Annotated in this window: 17 protein-coding genes; 10 read left to right on the forward strand and 7 right to left on the reverse strand. The window is 72.1% G+C overall.

Annotated features, from left to right (window positions below; all coding sequences use genetic code 11):
- Window positions 1–17: 17 nt before the first annotated feature.
- A complete protein-coding gene (locus tag ACIGXJ_RS18035) occupies window positions 18–2,423 on the reverse strand; it encodes an RICIN domain-containing protein (RefSeq protein ID WP_399646060.1) in 2,406 nt (801 codons plus the stop codon).
- 233 nt (window positions 2,424–2,656) lie between these two features.
- The gene (locus ACIGXJ_RS18040) at window positions 2,657–4,096 is read right to left on the reverse strand and encodes an RICIN domain-containing protein (RefSeq protein ID WP_399646063.1); all 1,440 of its coding nucleotides are present in this window, start codon (window positions 4,094–4,096) and stop codon (window positions 2,657–2,659) included.
- 460 nt (window positions 4,097–4,556) lie between these two features.
- Here ACIGXJ_RS18040 and ACIGXJ_RS18045 point away from each other — a divergent pair, with 460 nt between their 5' ends.
- The 4 genes from ACIGXJ_RS18045 (at window position 4,557) to ACIGXJ_RS18060 (ending at window position 9,405) form a co-directional block, all read left to right on the forward strand.
- The gene (locus ACIGXJ_RS18045; RefSeq protein ID WP_399646065.1) at window positions 4,557–5,549 is read left to right on the forward strand and encodes a LacI family DNA-binding transcriptional regulator; all 993 of its coding nucleotides are present in this window, start codon (window positions 4,557–4,559) and stop codon (window positions 5,547–5,549) included.
- Between the two features lie 474 nt (window positions 5,550–6,023).
- Window positions 6,024–6,962, forward strand: coding sequence for a carbohydrate ABC transporter permease (locus ACIGXJ_RS18050; RefSeq protein ID WP_399646068.1), 939 nt, complete (start codon window positions 6,024–6,026; stop codon window positions 6,960–6,962).
- A complete protein-coding gene (locus ACIGXJ_RS18055) occupies window positions 6,959–7,981 on the forward strand; it encodes a carbohydrate ABC transporter permease (RefSeq protein ID WP_399646071.1) in 1,023 nt (340 codons plus the stop codon). The genes ACIGXJ_RS18050 and ACIGXJ_RS18055 overlap by 4 nt, the downstream gene beginning before the upstream one ends.
- Before the next feature lie 89 nt (window positions 7,982–8,070).
- The gene (locus ACIGXJ_RS18060; RefSeq protein ID WP_399646073.1) at window positions 8,071–9,405 is read left to right on the forward strand and encodes an ABC transporter substrate-binding protein; all 1,335 of its coding nucleotides are present in this window, start codon (window positions 8,071–8,073) and stop codon (window positions 9,403–9,405) included.
- Between the two features lie 80 nt (window positions 9,406–9,485).
- Here the strand turns inward: ACIGXJ_RS18060 and ACIGXJ_RS18065 are convergent, their stop codons facing one another.
- Window positions 9,486–10,079, reverse strand: coding sequence for a hemerythrin domain-containing protein (locus ACIGXJ_RS18065; protein ID WP_399646075.1), 594 nt, complete (start codon window positions 10,077–10,079; stop codon window positions 9,486–9,488).
- A 9-nt stretch (window positions 10,080–10,088) separates the two neighbouring features.
- Window positions 10,089–11,288 carry a hypothetical protein gene (locus ACIGXJ_RS18070; RefSeq protein ID WP_399646077.1) on the reverse strand — a complete coding sequence of 400 codons (1,200 nt, stop codon included), beginning with the start codon at window positions 11,286–11,288 and terminating at the stop codon, window positions 10,089–10,091.
- A gap of 437 nt (window positions 11,289–11,725) precedes the next feature.
- Between ACIGXJ_RS18070 and ACIGXJ_RS18075 the strand changes: the two genes are divergently transcribed.
- The 4 genes from ACIGXJ_RS18075 to ACIGXJ_RS18090 all read left to right on the forward strand — a co-directional run bounded on the left by ACIGXJ_RS18075 (window position 11,726) and on the right by ACIGXJ_RS18090 (window position 14,079).
- A complete protein-coding gene (locus ACIGXJ_RS18075; protein WP_399646080.1) occupies window positions 11,726–11,929 on the forward strand; it encodes a hypothetical protein in 204 nt (67 codons plus the stop codon).
- Between the two features lie 22 nt (window positions 11,930–11,951).
- Window positions 11,952–12,629 carry a phosphodiesterase gene (locus ACIGXJ_RS18080; protein ID WP_399646083.1) on the forward strand — a complete coding sequence of 226 codons (678 nt, stop codon included), beginning with the start codon at window positions 11,952–11,954 and terminating at the stop codon, window positions 12,627–12,629.
- Window positions 12,630–12,766: 137 nt separating this feature from the next.
- Window positions 12,767–13,261: a DUF2243 domain-containing protein gene (locus ACIGXJ_RS18085; protein WP_399646086.1), complete on the forward strand. Its 495-nt coding sequence runs from the start codon at window positions 12,767–12,769 to the stop codon at window positions 13,259–13,261.
- Window positions 13,258–14,079 (forward strand): cytochrome c oxidase assembly protein, encoded by an 822-nt coding sequence (locus tag ACIGXJ_RS18090; RefSeq protein WP_399646089.1) that lies wholly within the window; start codon window positions 13,258–13,260, stop codon window positions 14,077–14,079. The genes ACIGXJ_RS18085 and ACIGXJ_RS18090 overlap by 4 nt, the downstream gene beginning before the upstream one ends.
- A 12-nt stretch (window positions 14,080–14,091) precedes the next feature.
- Here the strand turns inward: ACIGXJ_RS18090 and ACIGXJ_RS18095 are convergent, their stop codons facing one another.
- The 3 genes from ACIGXJ_RS18095 to ACIGXJ_RS18105 form a co-directional block, all read right to left on the reverse strand.
- Window positions 14,092–14,646 (reverse strand): DUF1360 domain-containing protein, encoded by a 555-nt coding sequence (locus tag ACIGXJ_RS18095; protein WP_399646091.1) that lies wholly within the window; start codon window positions 14,644–14,646, stop codon window positions 14,092–14,094.
- Entirely contained in the window at window positions 14,621–15,571 is a 951-nt protein-coding gene (locus tag ACIGXJ_RS18100; RefSeq protein WP_399646094.1) for a Rieske 2Fe-2S domain-containing protein, read from the reverse strand. Before ACIGXJ_RS18100 ends, ACIGXJ_RS18095 begins: the two co-directional genes overlap by 26 nt.
- A gap of 171 nt (window positions 15,572–15,742) precedes the next feature.
- Window positions 15,743–16,213 (reverse strand): SPW repeat protein, encoded by a 471-nt coding sequence (locus ACIGXJ_RS18105; protein ID WP_399646097.1) that lies wholly within the window; start codon window positions 16,211–16,213, stop codon window positions 15,743–15,745.
- 381 nt (window positions 16,214–16,594) lie between these two features.
- Between ACIGXJ_RS18105 and ACIGXJ_RS18110 the strand changes: the two genes are divergently transcribed.
- Window positions 16,595–16,768, forward strand: coding sequence for a hypothetical protein (locus ACIGXJ_RS18110; protein WP_399646100.1), 174 nt, complete (start codon window positions 16,595–16,597; stop codon window positions 16,766–16,768).
- Window positions 16,761–17,792, forward strand: coding sequence for an RNA polymerase sigma factor (locus ACIGXJ_RS18115; RefSeq protein WP_399646102.1), 1,032 nt, complete (start codon window positions 16,761–16,763; stop codon window positions 17,790–17,792). Before ACIGXJ_RS18110 ends, ACIGXJ_RS18115 begins: the two co-directional genes overlap by 8 nt.
- Window positions 17,793–17,936: the final 144 nt, after the last annotated feature.

A 17,936-nucleotide genomic window follows, 5' to 3' on the forward strand; every position in this document is an offset into this window, starting at 1 on the left:
CCCTTCGCCGCCCGCCGTCAGCCCAGCGTCAGCTGCTGGGACGCCGCCTGCGAGCAGAACTGCTGGACCGCGGACGCCCCGTCGGACAGCGAGGCGCTCTCGACGCCGAGGCACTTGCCGCTGTGGCGCGCCTCCAGCGTGACCCGCCCGCCGCCGGCGTCACGGACCGCCCACTGCTGATTACGGCCGCCGTTGCAGCCGTACTGGAACACCTCGGCGCCGTCCGCGGTGGAGAGGCCGCTGACATCCAGGCACTTGCCGCTGTGCCGGGCGACCACACTGACGTAGCCGGGCGCCGACGCACGCAGCGACCACTGCTGGTTGGTGCCGCCGTTGCAGGCGTACTGCGTCACCCGGGCGCCGTCCGCGGTGGAGGCGCCGCTGACGTCGAGGCACTTGCCGCTGTGCCGGAAGGCGGCCGGGCGCCAGCTGTCGGGGGCCGCGGAGGGGAAGCTCCACGACTGGTGGGCGCCGGTCGTCGGCCGGTGGACGCCGGCGGGCGCGCCGTCCGCGGTCGACTCCGCGACGACCTCCAGGAGCAGGCCGCTCGCCGCGTTGACGAGCGTGGCGTGTCCGTCACCGGTCGTCGAACGGATCCACTGCTGGGACGCGGCGGTGCCGGGCGAGGCGAGACCGAGGGCGCCCTGGGACACCGAAAGCGCCTTGCCGCTACGGACGTTGGTGATGCGGTAGGCGGCGGTGCTGCCCCAGTCGGAGGCCGACAGTTTGGTGAACGTCCACTGCTGGGACGAGTCGGCCGGGCGGACGGCGCGCTGCACCGCCGTCGTCCTGCCGCCGGCCGTCTCCGCGGTGAGGGCGAGGCCGCTGCGGTCGTTCACCAACTGCCGGGCGCCGCCCACGGGAGCCGTGGTGGCGGTGGTGTCCACGCCGGTGACACCCGGCATCACGAACGTGGTGACCGAACCCGCGCCGACCGAGGCTCGCAAGGTGGGGCCGGCCTGGAGGTCGCCGCCGCGCTCGACGTTGCGGGTGGCGTCGGTCGTGTAGCGCTGGACGGCACCGGTGGTGGTCGCGAAACCGTCGAGGTCGAGGGTGACGTCCCGTGCCGTGCCGGTGGGGTTGGTGTGCACGACCACCACGCCGCCGTCGGGCCGCAGCGCGGCGAGGGTGTCCGGGTCGTCGGTGGCGATGACCCGGGCACCGGGCCGGACGAACCGGCTGTACTGTGCCATCGCCCAGTACTTCTTGTTCCTGCGCAGCGGCTCGGTCGCCGCGTCCTCGGGAGTGAAGTCGGTCTGGATCAGGCCCCAGTTGGAGTTCTCGTGGGCCGGCGTCATGTTCTCGTAGTCCTCGACCGCCTGCCACAGCACCCAGGCGCGGGGCTCCAGTTCGCGGATGTCCGCGTTGACGCGGTGCGCCAGGTCCAGGGCCGGGCTCATGTCGGTGAAGCTCTGGGGGACACTGCCGCCCAGGTCCACCTCGCTCATCCACAGCGGATGGCGCTCGCCCTTGGCGATGTCCCGTACTCCGGTACGGCCCGACGTGCCGTAGGTGTGGGTGTTGAGCCGTCCGACGGCGGCGCGGACCTCGGGGCCGTAGCTCTCCCAATTGCGGCGGAACAGGGCGGGGTCGGTCTCGTCCATCGCGGCGATCGGCGTGGCGACGCCCTGCGCGTCGAGGGCCGAACGCAGGGTGGTGATCATGCGGGCCTGGGAGGCGGGGTCCCAGTGGGAGCCCTCCTGGCGGCCGCCGGCGCGCCAGTACGCGGTGCCCGGCTCGTTGACCGGTGAGATCGAGTCGAAGGTGACGCCGGTGGACTGCTGGGCGCGGCGCAGCGATCCGCTGAGGTAGGCGGCGAAGCGCTCGTACTGGTCGGCGCGGAGGTTGTCCTGGCTCGGGTCGGTGGCGCCGGAGACCAGCCCGCTGCGGGTCATGAAGTACGGGGCCGAGTTGGAGAACGCCTCGAAGGTCCTGGCGCCGCGGGCCTTGGCGGCGGTCAGCCACCAGCGCTGGTTGGCGTCGGCGTCCGCCTTCCAGTGGGCCGGGTCGTCCGGGTCCCACCAGTCGGGGCTCTCCGCGCCGGGCCGGTTCCAGTAGCCGGGGACGGCTGCTCCGGGGCGCATGTAGGGCGCGGTCTCGGGACTGTCGCCGCCGCCGATGTTGTAGCGGGCGATGGTGAAGCCGAGGCCGTCGGTGCCGTACAGCGCGTCGGCGAGGGCGTTGCGCTGCGCGTCGGGCCAGCCTCCGGTGACGTTGGCGAACCAGGCCAGCGCCGTGCCCCAGCCCTCGAAGGCGGGCTGCTGGTAGCTGGGGTCGAGGCGGACGGTGAGCGCCGGCCCGGCTTCCGCGGCGGCGGCCGGGGGAGCGGCCAGGGCCGGCAGGGTGAGCGCGGCGGCGACGGCGAGCGCGGCCGCGTGCAGTGGGCGGGGGAGAGGCGGGGGTGTGGGGGACGTCTTCGGCACAGGGGCCTCCAGTCCTGGGTCGTCGAGGGGCGAGTGGGGCTACGTGCTGCTGCCGGCGGCCGTACGGCGGATCGCGGGCCGTGGCCAGGAGGGAGCACGTCGGTCAGGGGCCCGGTGTGCGGCGCGGGCCTGCCGCCGGGGGCGGGGCCGGGCAGGGGTCCGCCGGAGCGCGCCCCCCGGGTCAGGGCGTCGGGCGCGCTCCGGCGGAGTCCGGGCGTGGGACGGCGGGCCGGTCACGCGGCCGTGCGGCGCCACTTCTGGTTGTCGCCGCCGTTGCAGGTCCACTGCTGGAGCAGGGCGCCGTCGGCCCGGGACCAGCCGCTCACATCGAGGCACTTGCCGCTGTGGCGGGCGGCGAGCTGGATCAGGCTGCCGCTGCTCTGCAGCGTCCACTGCTGGCTGGTGGCGCTGCCGCAGGTCTTCTGCACGACACGCGCGCCGTCGGCGGTGGAACCGCCCTCGACGTCGAGGCACTTGCCACTGAAGCGGCCCATGATCTGCACCCGGCCGCTGCCCAGACTCCGCAGCCAGAACTGCTGGTTGACGCTGTTCGCGCAGGACCACTGGATGAGGCCGGCCCCGTCGGCGGTGCTGCGGTCGGCGACGTCGGCGCACTTGCCGCTGTGGGCGGCCGTCAGCGTCTCCCAGCTGCCGACGCCCTGGACGGTGCCGGCGGCCGTGTCGACGGTGAGCTGCGGAAAGTAGTCCATGGCCATGGTCGTGCGGGTGGGGAAACGCAGCGGCGCCCAGACGTACTGGGAGTCGTTGACCATGCCACCCGTCGAGTTGCCCCAGCGGTCGCCCATGTAGAGGTAGGAGGTGCCAGAGGTGCCCTGGACCGGCAGCACGAAGGCGGTCTGCGAGTCGTAGGTGCGGTGGTCGCCGACGTCCTTCAGCTCGCTCCAGGTGCCGGTGACGCTGGTGGCGGTGCCGTACTTCTGCTGGTTGGGCGCCCAGCCGGTGGCGTGGGAGGTGAGCAGGAAGTAGACGCCGTCGCGCTTGAACATCGCGGGCGCCTCACGCCACTGGCCGGCCCACAGCTTCTGCACCCGGGCCTCGATGCCGGTGTAGTCGGCGGTGAGGCGGTAGATGTGCAGGTCGGCGTTCTCGTTGGCGGCGGAGATCATGTAGCCGGTGCCGTCGGTGTCGACGAAGGTGGTGATGTCCCGCGACATCTCGCCCAGCGGCCGGAAACTGCCCTTCCAGGTGTAGTCGCCGTCCACGGTGTCGGAGACGGCCACGGCCGCGCGGGCCTCGCTGTAGTCGGTGGCGCTGCCCTCCTTGTGCATCCACATGACGAACTTGCCGGTGGCGGCGTTGTGGACGACCTTGGGCCGCTCGATGTTCGCGCCCTGCAGCTCGGGGTGGGTGGCCTGGGTCAGGACGTGGTTGCGGAACTCCCAGTTCTTCAGGTCCGTCGACCGGTAGGCCGAGACGTAGCGGAAGGAGTTGTCGGCGTTGCGGTTCTCGCCGAACCAGTAGTAGTAGGCGCCGACCTTGAGGACTCCTCCGCCGTGCGCGTGCACGGGATCACCGGCCGGATCGGTGAACTGGGTCGCGTTGGTGATGGTCACGGGTGCGGCATGGGCGGTTCCCATGGCGCCGAGGAGGGAGAACAGGAGCGTGCACAGCGCGGTGAGCACCGTGGTCGCCCCGGGGGGTGTGCGTCGCATGGTCGCGGACCTCGTGGGGATGAGGGACAGGGCAGGCACGTCCGCGCGGGACGAGGACGTGCCGGAGGCGCACGCGGTCGGCGGAGCCGGTGCGTGCCGAGCCGGTGCGTGCGGAGAGGAAGGCGTCGGAAGGCGTGCCGCGGCTCTCGGCACGCCAGGGAGAAAGCCGGACCGCCGTCCACGGCTCGGGAGCTGTCGTGTGCGGCTCGGAAACGGTGAGGCGTGTTCGCGTAAACACGAGCGGTTCGGGGGGAGAGTCTGGGAGGCCCGGACCGGGCTGTCAAGCAGTCGCGCACCGCTGGATGTCGTTTGACCCAGGCAATATGTTTGCGCCAACATTCACTGGCACAGGCTGGCTCCTCCATGTCAGCACGAGAAGGTCCGGGCAGAAGGTCGAGGCATGGCGACTGAGAAGAAGGCGCGTTCGCCGCGGTCGCGTCCCGCGAGACAGTGGCCCTCGATGGCCGACGTCGCGGCGATGGCCGGCGTGTCCTCGCAAACCGTCTCGAGGGTCGCCAACAATCGTGACAACGTCGACGAGGCCACCCGTGAGAAGGTCCTGGCCGCGATGCAGGTGCTGGGCTACCGGCCGAACACCGCCGCCCGCGCCCTGGTCACCGGCCGGTTCGGCGCACTGGGTGTGGTGAGCTTCGACGTGGGGGCGCACGGCAACGCGCGCACCCTCGCCGCCATCGCCGACGCGGCCCGTGAAGCCGACTTCTCCATCAATTTCATGGGTGTGCGCGCACAGACCGAGGCCGCCGTCCGCAAGGCGTTCCGGCACCTGATGCTCCAGTCCGTGGACGGCATCGTCCTGGTGGAGTCGCAGATCCTGGACACACCCTCGCTGCACCTGCCCCCGACCATGCCGATCGTCGTCGCCGACGGCGAGACCGGCCATCGTTACCCCAACGTCGACTTCGACCAGGCCCACGGCGCCCGCAGCGCGGTGACGCACCTCCTCGAACTGGGCCATCGCACGGTCTGGCACGTGGCAGGCCCGCACGACTCCTTCGCCGCGCGCCGCCGCGCCGAGTCCTGGCACCGCACGCTCACCGCGGCCCGCGCCCCCGTCCCGCCGGTGTCGTACGGCGACTGGACGGCGGCCTCCGGGTACCGCATCGGACAACAGCTCGCGGGGCGCCCCGAGGTGACCGCGGTCTTCGCCGCGAACGACCAGATGGCGCTCGGCGTGATGCTGGCCCTGCACCAGGCGGGCCGCCGCGTTCCCGCCGACGTCAGCGTCGTCGGCTTCGACGACGTCGCCGAGGCGGCTTACTTCGTCCCCCCGCTCACCACGATCCAGCAGGACTTCGAGGTTGTCGGCCGGCACTGCGTGACCCTGCTCCTCGACCAGATCGACGGGCGCACGGCCGGCCCCCGCAGCCTGGCCGTCGAACCGGTCCTGATCGTCCGCGAGAGCACCGCTCCGCCGCCGCCGGGAACGGCCTGACCTGCGGTTCTGCGCCTCAGCGAGGGTTCCTGCCCGGGGGAGGGCGTGGCATCGGCTGACGGCCGGCTCGGGGTGACTGCCGGAGCGTCCGAACGCGCATCCTGACGCCCTGCTGTCGCCGTCCCGCCTCCAAGCCGCAGGCCCTCCCTCCTCCCACCCGTTCCTCGGCCCGCCTCCCGTTTACGCTCACACCGGAGCCGCTACCTCCGGATGTCGCTTGTGTCCGGTCGTGCCCGGTTCGGGGGCCGAGTTACCGGCAAGTCACCGCCGTGGAGGGCCTCTTCGTCCCCGGGTTCCCCTGCTTTCGACCGGGCTTCATGCTTGACGCTCCCCACCGGGAGTGCCACCATCACGCTACCGATGATTACGTAAACATCGATCTTCGGTCAGCCCCGCCGCAGGGCCGTTCCCCAGCCTCCGGACGCCGGTCCCTCCTGGACCGAACCGGACGGTCACACGACGCAAGGAACCCGCATGACGCTCCAGTCGACGCCCGTGACGGCGACGGCGACGCCACCGTCCCGCAGTCGCCCCCGATTCCGTCTCCGCAAGGAGGCCCTGGTGGGCTGGGGCTTCGCCGGCCCGTTCGTCGCCGTCTTCGCCCTGGTCTTCCTCGCCCCGATCGGCTACGCCGTCTACCTGAGCCTCTTCCAGGACCGGCTGATCGGCGGCACGTCCTTCGTGGGCCTGGACAACTACGCCGAGGCGCTCGGCGACTCCCGGTTCTGGGACGGCCTGCTGCGGGTGGGGCTGTTCCTGCTGATCCAGGTGCCCGTCATGCTGGGCATCGCCCTTCTGGTGGCCCTCGCCCTCGACAGCGGCCGGCTCTACGGCAAGGGCTTCTTCCGGGTGGCGATCTTCCTGCCGTACGCCGTCCCGGCGGTCGTGGCCAGCCTGATCTGGGGCTTCATGTACGGCACCCGCTTCGGGCTGGTCGGCAACATCAACGACGCCTTCGGGGTCACGCTGCCCGACCCGCTCTCCCCGTCCCTGGTGCTCGCCTCCATCGGCAACATCGTGACCTGGGAGTTCGTCGGCTACAACATGCTGATCTTCTACTCGGCCCTGAAGGTCGTTCCCCGGTCGCTGTACGAGGCGGCCGCCATCGACGGGGCCGGCGAGTGGCGGATCGTGGCCTCGGTGAAGCTGCCCGCCATCCGCGGTGCCCTGGTGATCGCCACGATCTTCTCGATCATCGGCAGCTTCCAGCTCTTCAACGAACCGAACATCCTGCAGAAGCTCGCACCGAACGCGATCACCACCGACTTCACCCCCAACTTCTACACCTACTCGCTGTCCTTCTCGGGTCAGCAGCACAACTACGCGGCGACCGTGGCGATCGTGATGGGTGTCATCACGGCGATCATCGCCTACGCGGTCCAGCTGCGCGGCATGCGGAAGGCTGAGCGATGACCTCCTCCACCCCCGGCCTGACGGACGGCGCGAGCCCCCTGTCCTCGCCCGCGGCCTCCACCGACGCCTCCAGCGCCGCCACCGCGCCCGCCGCCCACCGGCCCACCGCACGGGCCGGCCGGGCCGGCCGGACAGGACCGGCCGTACCCCGCGGACACCGGGCCCATGTCCCGCTCGCCCCGCGCCGCAGTGTGCCGCTGACCCTGCTGACCGGGCTGGTCCTGCTCTACACGCTCCTCCCGCTGGCCTGGCTGGTCTTCAACGCGACCAAGACGCAGACCGGTCTGCAGGACTCCTTCGGGCTGTGGTTCGCCGACGACTTCAACCTGTGGGACAACATCCGCCGCACCCTCTCGTACGACGACGGCGTGTTCCTGCGCTGGCTGCTGAACACCCTGCTCTACGTCGTGCTGGGCGCGGGCGGCTCGACCGTCCTGGCCGTGCTCGGCGGCTACGCCCTCGCCAAGTTCGACTTCCCCGGACGCCGGGCCGTGTTCGCGGTGGTCATCGGTGCCGTCGCCGTGCCGGGCACCGCGCTGGCCGTCCCCACCTTCCTGATGTTCAGCGAGATGGGCCTGACGAACACCCCCTGGGCGGTGATCGTGCCGTCCCTGATATCGCCGTTCGGCCTCTATCTGATGTGGGTGTTCGCAGCTGAGGCGGTGCCCGCGGAGCTGCTGGAGGCCGCCCGCATCGACGGCTCCGGCGAGGTGCGGACGTTCTTCCGGATCGTCATGCCGCTGCTGATGCCCGGCACGGTCACCGTGCTGCTGTTCTCCATGGTGGCGACCTGGAACAACTACTTCCTGCCGCTGATCATGCTGAAGGACCCGGACTGGTACCCGCTCACGCTCGGCCTGAACGCCTGGAACGCCCAGGCGCAGACCGCGGGCGGCGAGGCCGTCTTCGACCTGATCATCACCGGTTCGCTGCTCACCATCGTCCCGATCGTCGTGGCGTTCCTGCTGCTCCAGCGGTACTGGCAGTCCGGCCTGGCCGCGGGCAGCGTCAAGGAGTGACAGCCCGCCCCCCTTTCCTCCCCGCACCGACCCTTCCGTCCAGTCCCTTTGCGCCCGTCCCACCCGCACATCGACCAGGAGCACCTCCCATGACAACGCACATCACCCGCAGACTGCTCGGCGCCCTCGCCGTCGTCTCCGCCCTCTCCCTCGGCGCCACGGCCTGCGGGTCCTCGTCCGACGGCGACTCCGCCGCCGGCCCCGGCGATGTGAAGTCCGCACTGGCCGAGGGCGGGAAGATAACCGTCTGGGCCTGGGAGCCCACCTTGAAGAAGGCGGCCGAGGACTTCGAGAAGAAGTACCCGAAGGTCGACGTGGAGCTGGTCAACGCGGGCACCGGCGACAAGCAGTACACCGCTCTGCAGAACGCGATCGCGGCCGGCTCCGGGGTCCCTGACGTGGCGCAGATCGAGTACTACGCGCTCGGCCAGTTCTCGATCGCCGACTCGGTGCAGGACCTGTCCGGCTACGGGGCGCAGAAGTTCTCCAAGACGTTCAGCCCGGGCCCCTGGAACGCCGTGACCACGGACAAGTCCGTCTACGCGCTGCCCATGGACTCCGGCCCGATGGCGCTGTTCTACAACAAGAAGGTCTTCGACGAGCACGGCGTCGAGGTCCCGACGACCTGGGACGAGTACGTCGAGGCCGCCCGCAAGCTGCACAGGGCCGACCCCAAGCTCTTCATCACCAACGACACGGGCGACGCGGGCGCCACCACCAGCCTGATCTGGCAGGCCGGTGGGCGGCCCTACAAGAGCGAGGGCACGAAGGTCACGATCGACTTCGGGGACGCCGGAACCCGCAAGTACACCGCCACCTGGCAGAAGCTGCTCGACGAGAAGCTGCTGGCGCCGATCAGCTCATGGAGCGACGCCTGGTACAAGGGCCTGTCCGACGGGTCGATCGCCACCCTCGCCATCGGCGCGTGGATGCCCGCCAACTTCACCTCCGGTGTGCCCTCGGCCTCCGGCGACTGGCGGGTCGCCCCGCTTCCGCAGTGGTCGAAGGGCGACACCGCGAGCGCGGAGAACGGCGGCAGCTCCCTCGCGATGCCGAAGGCGGGCGGCAACAAGGAACTGGCCTACGCCTTCATGGAGTACGCCACCACCGGCGCCGGCGCGAGCGCCCGTGTCGCCGAGGGCGCCTTCCCGGCCACCCGCGCGGACCTGGAGTCGAAGAAGTTCCAGCAGGCCGAGTTCCCGTACTTCGGCGGACAGCGCGCCAACGAGATCTTCGCCGAGTCCGCCCGCAACGTCGGCCCGAACTGGTCGTACCTGCCCTACCAGGTGTACGCCAACTCCGTCTTCAACGACACCGTCGGCAAGGCGTACGTGTCCTCCAAACAACTCGCGGACGGTCTGAAGGACTGGCAGGACATCAGCGTCAAGTACGGCAAGGACCAGGGCTTCACCGTCGGCGAGTGACACGGGCGCGGACCGGGGACGAGCATCAGCGCTGCTCGAACCCGGTCCTCCTCGGCGAACCCGTCGGGGACTGCCGGCTGTCAGCCGTCCTTGCCCATGGCCTTGCGCACCCGGTCCTTGGTGCGGTCCATCAGCGCGGCCACCGGCCCGAGCGCGGCGTTCGCCGCTCCCGACTCGACGCCGGGGTGCGGCCGGGTGGGGGCCATGGCCTCGGCCGCCTTGACGGCCTTGGCCATGGCGGCGAGTTCGGTGACGTCGGTGCTGCGCCGGATGTACGTGAACTCGTAGCGCTCCTCGGCCCGCGCATGCTCCTGGACGTCCTGGCGCAGCTTCATCAGCTGCGGCATGAACTCGGGGTCGTCGGTGTCGAGTTCGTCCAGGGCGGCCAGCGTCTCCTTGGCGGCCCGCTCCTCGGCGAGCCGGTCCTCGACGACCTGCTCGCCGCCGGGCAGCGCGCGCCGCGCGAAGGGGTGGACGACCTCCTCCTCGGCGGTCTCGTGCACGGCCAGCAGGCGCACCAGGCGGCGGAACGCCTCACGCCGCTCGTCGCCGGTGGCGGCCTCGACCTCGTCGAAGAGGTTGCGGATGTCACCGTGCTGGCGCATCAGCAGCGCCACCACGTCCGTGTCCGTGGCCCGGTCGTCCCCGGCCTGCGGAGTCTGCGGCTCGGACATCTCGGCTCCTCACTTCTCCCGCATGGCGGGGTCGGGGTGCTCGCCCTCGGACTCGACGCGGTACTCGCGGCCGAACATCTCGTCGTGCTCGGCGATGACCCGCTCGCTCGGCGGTTCTTCGCCCCCGTTGATCTGCTCCTGCATCTTCTCGAACCGCTCGTGCGCCTCGCGGACGTAGCCGGCTCCGAGGGTGGTCAGGTCCATCTGGGTGTCCAGCAGCTCCCGCAGGTACTGCTTGTTCGGCTCGAACGTGAGCACGTTCGGCAGCTCCGGCGCGAGGATCTCCTGCGGGTCGCGGCCGTCGTGCCGGCGCATGAGGTCGCAGGCGGTGTGCAGGTGCTCCAGCTCCATGTTGAGGTGCAGCTCCCAGATGGCCTTGACCCTGGGGTCGCTCTCCTGCTCCATGAAGGAGTAGTAGAGGTAGCACTCGTTGTACTCGTGGTTGACCAGCTGCTCCCACCACGTCTCGCCCGGGTCCACCAGGGACTCGTAGTGCGTGACGTGCTCTTCCTCGATGAGCCCGATCTCCTGGTAGAGCTGGCGGGCGATCGGCTCCATGTAGGTGGGGCCGGTGTTCATGTAGAAGTTCATGGTCTGCTGCTCGGCCGACATGATCGTCAGCGCGTGCAGCTTCGACAGCGGGTTCGTCTCGTCCTTGGCGTACGGGTCGCGGACGTTGTCGTACGCATCGCGGTGGTGGAACTTCGTGGGCCGGCCGGGCATGACCTCCGTGAGGCCGTCGACGACCGACTCCGCCTTGCGGTGCTCGATCATCTCGTACAGGTTCGCGTAACGGTAGAGGTGATCGAAGTCCTCCAGCACACCGAACTGGTACGCCTGCTTCAGGTACGGGTCCGGCTCCATGCGCGCGACCCAGGCCGTCAGGTCCACCGCGACCTGCTCGTAGGCGATCGTCGTCTCCAGCACCGACGACACGCCCGGCAGCAGCCAGTTGACGACCTTCTGCTGCTGCGCCTCGATGTAGCGGGTCCGGGCGAGCTGCCGCTTCACCTCCGGGTCGACCGTGTTGCGGGCCAGCTGGTGACTGAAGAGGACCGCCTCCACCTCGATGCCGTTCATCGTGATGATCCGGCACCGGGTGTACGGGTCGCAGCGGTCGGGGTCGATCGGGTGCACGTTCAGCTCACGCCAGTTGCGCAACTGGCGGTCCAGCGGGATCCCCCGCTGCTCCAGTGGATTGAAGGTCATGGAAGACGCTCCTCGATGACAGGACGGGCGGGTGCAGTACCCCCGACGCCGCACCGCATGTCGGTGCCGACGCACCGCGCCCACGATTCAGCCATTCGGCGGCCCCCGCCACCGCACACAGCCGGACGGCCGCACACGTCCCCCTTTCGGAGCCACGCGGGCAAGCCGGCGGCGTGCCGGCGGGTCACCCCCCGGCCCGGGTGAGGGATGCCGGCCCGGGGGTACCCGGCGGGCTGTCGGTACGAAGGGAGACCCGTGGGACACGGCGTCGGTCGGCTCTGCGAGGTGCCGCGGCAGGCACGGGCGAGTGACGACGCACGACCGGCCCGCGGTCACCGCCCGCACGCGCCCGCCACGGCCCGGACACCGCCGAGGCACCCCGCACGACGGCACGCGGACACCGACACCCCGAGACCCGACAGGGAGGCAGGCAGGTCATGAGCGAGAACACACCGTCGCAGGCGGAGGGCGAGGCGGCACCCCCGGCCGGGGCGGACGACGAGCCGGAGCGCAGCGGCCGTCCTGAGGCGCCCCGCACCACGCCGTCGCAGGCGGAGGGCGACGACGACAACGAGAACAACGAGAACAACGAGAACGGTGACGGCGATGCCGAGTGGGAAGCCGGCTGGTCCGGCCCGTGAACACGCCCTGGTGACGCGGCGGATGAGAGGAATCGAGAGGGCCTTCCGGCTGCTGGCCCGTCTGCGCCGGGCTCCCGCCCTCCACCCGGACGGCCTGATGTGCACCGCGGACCTCGAGGTCGACGGCGGCGGGGAACCCTGGGGCGTGCCATGGCTGGACCGGCCAGGACGGTACACCGCCACCGTACGGCTGTCACGGGCGGCCGGCCTGCCGCGACGGCTGCCCGACGGGCTGGGGCTGGCCGTCCGCGTGGACGACGTCGACGGCCCCGGCCGGGGTCTCGACCTGCTGCTCACGAGCAGCGGCCACGGACGGCTCACCCGGCATCTGCCGCGGCCCCGGTCCGACGCACTGGGCGGGCCGTACTCCACCCTCCTGTCCTACCGGACGGGCGATCGCCCCTGCGTACTGGCCGCCTTCCCCCGGCGCTCCGGGCACGCCCGCGTGCACGGGGACCCGGCGAGCCTCGCCCGCGCCCTGAGCGCCGGGCCGCTCGTACTGGACCTGTGTGCCGGGGAGAGCGGCCGTTCCTGGCGCAGGTTCGCCGTGCTCACCGTCCGCACTCCTCTTCCGGTACGGCCGAAGGAGAGCAGGGACTTCGACATCTACGCGCACGACGTCCGCGGCTTCACGCCCGGACCCGCCCTGGCCGCGGCCCGCCGCGCCGCCTACCGGGGCTCCCGGGCGGGCCGGCGCTGAGACCGGGGCCCCGGCGAAGGGCCTGCCGCGCGCCGCGGTTCACCCGGACGCCGCCTCGGACAGCCCGCGCGGCATCGATCGGGTAGGCGTAGCGGACGCGGGGACGACGGCCCCCGGGCAGGAAGGAAGACCTGGCCATGAGCGAGACGGTCCGCCCCGGTCCCGCGCCCCGGGTGCCCGCCGAGCGCACCCGGTCCACGCTGGTGTGCGCACTGATCGGGGCGGCGGTGATGGCGGCGCTCGACGAGATCGTCTTCCACCAGCTCCTCGGCTGGCACCACTTCTACGACCGTTCGACGAGCGGCGTCGGCCTGCTGTCCGACGGCCTGCTGCACACGGCCGAGCTGCTCGCGCTCGTCGCCGGGTTCTTCCTCTACGCGGACCTGCACCGTCGCCGGGCGCTCGCAGCGGCCCACGCCCGGGCGGGCTTCTTCCTCGGGCTGGGCGTCTTCCAGCTGTTCGACGGGGTGGTGGACCACAAGCTGCTGCGCCTGCACCAGATCCGCTACGGCGTGGACGTGACGCCGTACGACTGGGCGTGGAACCTGTCCGCTGTGCTCCTGCTGCTCGTCGGCATGGTCCTGGGGATGCGGGCGGCGCGCCGGGACGAGCCCGCCGGTACGGAGTCGTGAGGCTCGCGCACGTCCACCCGGGCGGCGTGACCGGCGCCGAGCAGGTGGTGGCCGTGGCGGCGCTGCTCGCGGCCACCGTCTATCTGCTGGGTACCGCACGGCTGCGGCGCCGGGGGGATGCCTGGCCCCGACTGCGGGACGCGTCCTTCGTCACGGGTGCCTCGGCCGTCGCCTGGGCCGCGGCGGGGGCGGTGCCGGGCGGGCCGTTCACCGAACACATGGCCCGCCATCTGCTCACCGCGATGGCCGCACCCGTGCTGCTGGTCCTCGCCCGCCCGCTCACCCTGCTGCTGCGGGCGCTCCCGGCGGGCCCGGTACGCCGGGGCGTGGTGGTGCTCGCGCACTCGGGGCCCCTGGGCCGGCTCGTCTGCCCGCCGGTGGCGGCGCTGCTGGACGCGGGCGGCCTGTGGCTGCTGTACCGCACCCGTCTGTTCGCCGCCATGGAGGACAACGCCCTCGTCCACGCCGTGGTGCACGCGCACATGGTGGCCGCCGGGCTGCTGTTCTGCTTCGCCGTGTGCCAGCTCGATCCCCTGCGCCGCCGGTGGAGCCTCGCCGTCCGCGGCGGCTCCTTGCTGGCGGCGGGCGCCGCACACGCCGTGCTGGCCAAGGTCCTCCATACGTCGCCGCCGCCCGGCACCGCCTTCACCGTCGACGATCTGCACACGGCTGCCCGGCTGATGTACTACGGCGGCGACGCGGCCGAAGCGGCCCTGGCGCTGGTGCTGGGGGCCGGCTGGTACGCCATCCGAGTGCGGCGGGAGAGCCGCCCGGCCCGCCGGGCGCGGCGCCCGCAAGCGGCCCCTCCCGGGCGCTGAGGCCGAGCCGCCTCAGCCCTCCCCGGCGGCCTTGTCCTTGAGGACGGAGTAGGCCAGTTGGAGCGCGTCGGCGCCGGCCAGTGCGGTGAGCGCGCCCATGGCGGTCCTGGTCGCCCGCGGCCACAGCAGCCGGCCGGCGGTCAGGCTGGTCACGACCCATACGCTCGTGCAGAACGGGCAGGTCACGAGCTCGCCGACGGTGTCCTTGCCGTCGTCGCGCCGGGCCTCCTCGTGCAGTTCGGCGGGGCCCTGCGGACCGACGTACCGGGTGAACGGCGCGCGCAGCGGACTGGTGACCGACGCCTTGCTCAGGAGCCGGCTGAGCCGGAAGGTGGCGACCGAGGTCAGGAGCACGTCCCAGGGCTCCGGCCGGTCGGGCAGCGGGCGCCCGCGCATCCGGACGGCGGTCGCCCAGGCCGTCGTATAGGCCGCGAATCCCGCCAGGGCCGCCGTATATCCGCCCAGGGGCCGGTCGTGCCCCGCCGAGTACCGCTGCTGTGTGCGCCGGGCGAGGTCGCGCAGACGCCCTCCACCGGACTGGTCAGGGGTTGTCTGCGTCGGGGCCATCCGTCACCGCCTCGTCCGTCGGGTTGTCCTGTGTGTCGTCTCCGTCGCGCAGGCGTACCTCGACGTGCCCGTCGACGATGCGCGTGTCGAAGGCGGGCTGGGGAGCGGTGGCCGGGCCCTTGACGTTCCAGCCGTCCGAGAGCCGGAAGACACTGCCGTGCCACGGGCACCGTACGCATCCGTCGGCGACGGTGCCCTCGGACAGCGGGCCCGCCAGGTGGCTGCACCGGTCGGCCAGCGCGTGGAAGGTGCCTCCGAGCTCGCGGATCACCAGGACCGGCACGTCGTCGACGGTGCGCCGGGTCGGCCGGCCGGCCGGGAAGTCGGCCACGGCGCCGACGCGGTGCCAGCCCGCCGAGACGACGTGCGGGACCGCCTCGGCGTGGTTGGCGCCCGCCGCCTGCCGGTAGGCGAGATGACCGCCCAGCATGCCGCCGGCCGCCGCGGCCGTCAGCCCGAGGAAGGCGAGGCCGCGGCCGGCCCCGTCGCGGCCCTTGGCGCGGCAGGCGAGCGAGGCGGCGTACAGTCCGACGGCGGTCGTGTTCGCCAGCGCGTGCACCAGGCCGACGCGCTGCTGCGGGCGTTGCAGCTCGGCCCAGTCGACCGCCCCGGCAAGCGCAGCCGGGGCGGCGGCGGCCAGCCCGACGCCGATGAGCACCCCCGCGTCCCGGGAACGGCCGGGGCGCAGGTCCAGCACCGCCGCGGACAGCCAGCTCCCGACCGGGATCTGCACGATCAGCGGATGCACGGGATGGCCCAGCCATCTGCCGTGCAGCAGGTCCCGGCCGTCGCCCAGCGGCAGGGCGCGCACGCCCCGGGCCACCCGGTCGATCAGTGTGTCGGCGCGAGGCTGTCGCTCCAGGCCGTCCAGCAGCCGCAGCATCCTGTTCTGCCCCGTCCGGCGAGCTCGCGTGCTTCTTCCCATGGGTCGCAGGGTCCCCCTTTGCTCAGGACACAAACAGTTCCCCCTGGTCGGCGGACGCACGGCCGCCGCGGCGCCCGCCGTGACCGGGAATCACGCCGACGCGGCCCCGCAGCCGGCGCCCCGGGCGAACCCGGGGCGCCGGCTGCGGGACCGTACCCACCAGAGGGGGACTTACCTGCCGGGCATGCCCTGATCGCCGCGCGAGCTCCGCCGGTCGTTGGAGACGGCACTCGCCGCCAGACCCAGCAGCAGACAGATCGCACCGACGATGATGTTGTTGACGACGCTCCGGGTCGTGCTCACATCACCGGCCACGACCCAGGGGGCGATGATCGTCCAGGCACCCAGCCCGCAGGCCGCCCAGGCCATGCTGTGCGTGCGTTCGTAGGCGCGGCCGAACCCGCCGCTCATGAGCAGCGCGTAGGCGATGCCCACGATCAGGTTGGTGACGGCCAGCCTGGTCAGGCCGTTGAACCCCGCGATCCAGGGGGACGCCGCCAGATACAGACCGGCCAGAAGGGCCATCGTCTCCACGGTCTGTGCCCGGGAGGTGGTGGTCGCGCGCTCCGCCATCTCGTGACGCATGCGCATGTCGATGAGGTCAGGATGGGTTTCCATCGATGACCGGGGAGAGGTAGTCATACCTGTCACCTCGCGGTTGTGCGGCCCCCGTATGTCGGACGCCGAGTACCCCCGCGGCGGTACGTACCCGCGCAATCGGGACAAATCTTCGACCGGGCGGAATTCGCCCGTTGCCGACCGAGCCCAGCGGTCCGTGGGGGAACCGGTCGGCGTGCCCACTGCGGCGGCAGTGCGTAGCTGCCCTGTGACACCCTGTCGTCGCGAACCCGCGCTGCCCGGCGTGGGTGAGGGCCGGACACATGCGGTGCGGGGGACCGCTCGCCATCGATTCCGGACGCGTGTCAAGAATCCGGCGGGCCCGTGGCTCTGGGGGAGGTGTACGGCCGCTGCTTCACGGTGAGGCGCTGACAGGCCGCGGACTGGAGGGGTTTTCCGTTGGAGATGACGGGCATCGGCGTCGTCGTGTCCTTGGTGCTGCTGTGCGCGCCGGGACTCAGCAGGGTGCTGGAGAGCATCGCCTTCCGTATCCGCGCCGCGGGCAGGGCCGAACTCCTGCGCGCCGCACAGGAGGCGGACGGCGGCCGCCCGGCGCGGAAGCGGGGGCGGCATGGATGAGCGGCACCGGGCACTGCGCCAGGAGGAGTTGGGAACCCTGGTCGCCGAGCGGTACGAGCAGATGGTCGGTTACGCCCGCAAGCAGCTGCGGGGCTTCGGGGTTCCGCCGTGGTCGGCCGATGCCCGGGACGTCGTGCAGAACGCCCTGGCGGGCGTGCTGGCGTGCCCGGAACCGGTCGGGCGGCTGCGCCCGTACGTCTTCGCGGCCATCCGGAACGAGGCCCGGCACGCGGCCCGGCGCTGCCGCACGGGCCAGGGATACGCCTCCCTGGACGCGGACGTACGGCTGGAGACGGCGGCCGGCACCGCCGACCCGTGCGCCACGGCCGACCTGCGGCTGGACCTCGACGCGGCACTGACCGCCCTGCCCCTCCAGCAGCGCAGGGCGGTGCTGCTGACCAAGGGGCTGGGGCTGACCCAGGCGGAGACGGCGACCGTGCTGGGCACGGCTCCGGGTACGGTGGCCACCCACACCTCCCGGGCCGTCGCGGCACTGAGGCTGGCCCTCGGAGCCGTGGCCGTGGTGCTGGTCGTCTGCGCCGCGCAGTGGCTGCGCCGCTCCGGCGTGACGCCCGTCGGAGCCGCGGCGGGCGGTGCCGCGGTGAGCCTGCTGCTGTGGCAGCTGTCGCAGTGGTGGATCTCGGCGGCGACCCTGGCCGCCATGGCCGGCGCGTGGCGGCTCGGGCTGGGCGGGTGGTGGCCGTTCGACGGCCCGTGGACGCCGCGGTGGTGGGCCCGTCTGCTCCCGCGACGGCGGGCCCGTCCGCCTCGGCGACCACAGGAGCCGCCGGCGTCCGCGTCCCTGCGCTGGTCCTCCGGCCAGGGCTGGGTCGACCGGCCGGAGGAGGCCGCCGAGCCGTCCGGGGCCGTCTCCACGGCCGGGGGCGACCGGCCGGAGGAGGCCGCCGAGCCGTCCGGGGCCGTCTCCACGGCTGCGGGCGGGAGTACCGGTTTTCGGGGCCGCCGCCGCGAAGACGACCCCGAGCCATGGGTTCCGACGAAGGAGCAGTTCCATGCCGGATGAGGACTGACATGAGGACTGAGGGGCCGTGAGTCCCCGGCCGGGCCCGCCAGTCTCACCTTCCCCGGCCGGGGCCTCCTCTTCCCAGGGTGTGATCGAGCCATCTTTCCGTCACCTGAACGGCTCCACAGGACCTAGAGTGTGCGC

Source organism: Streptomyces sp. NPDC053367 (assembly GCF_044545925.1).
In the GTDB taxonomy this organism is placed as follows: Bacteria; Actinomycetota; Actinomycetes; order Streptomycetales; family Streptomycetaceae; genus Streptomyces.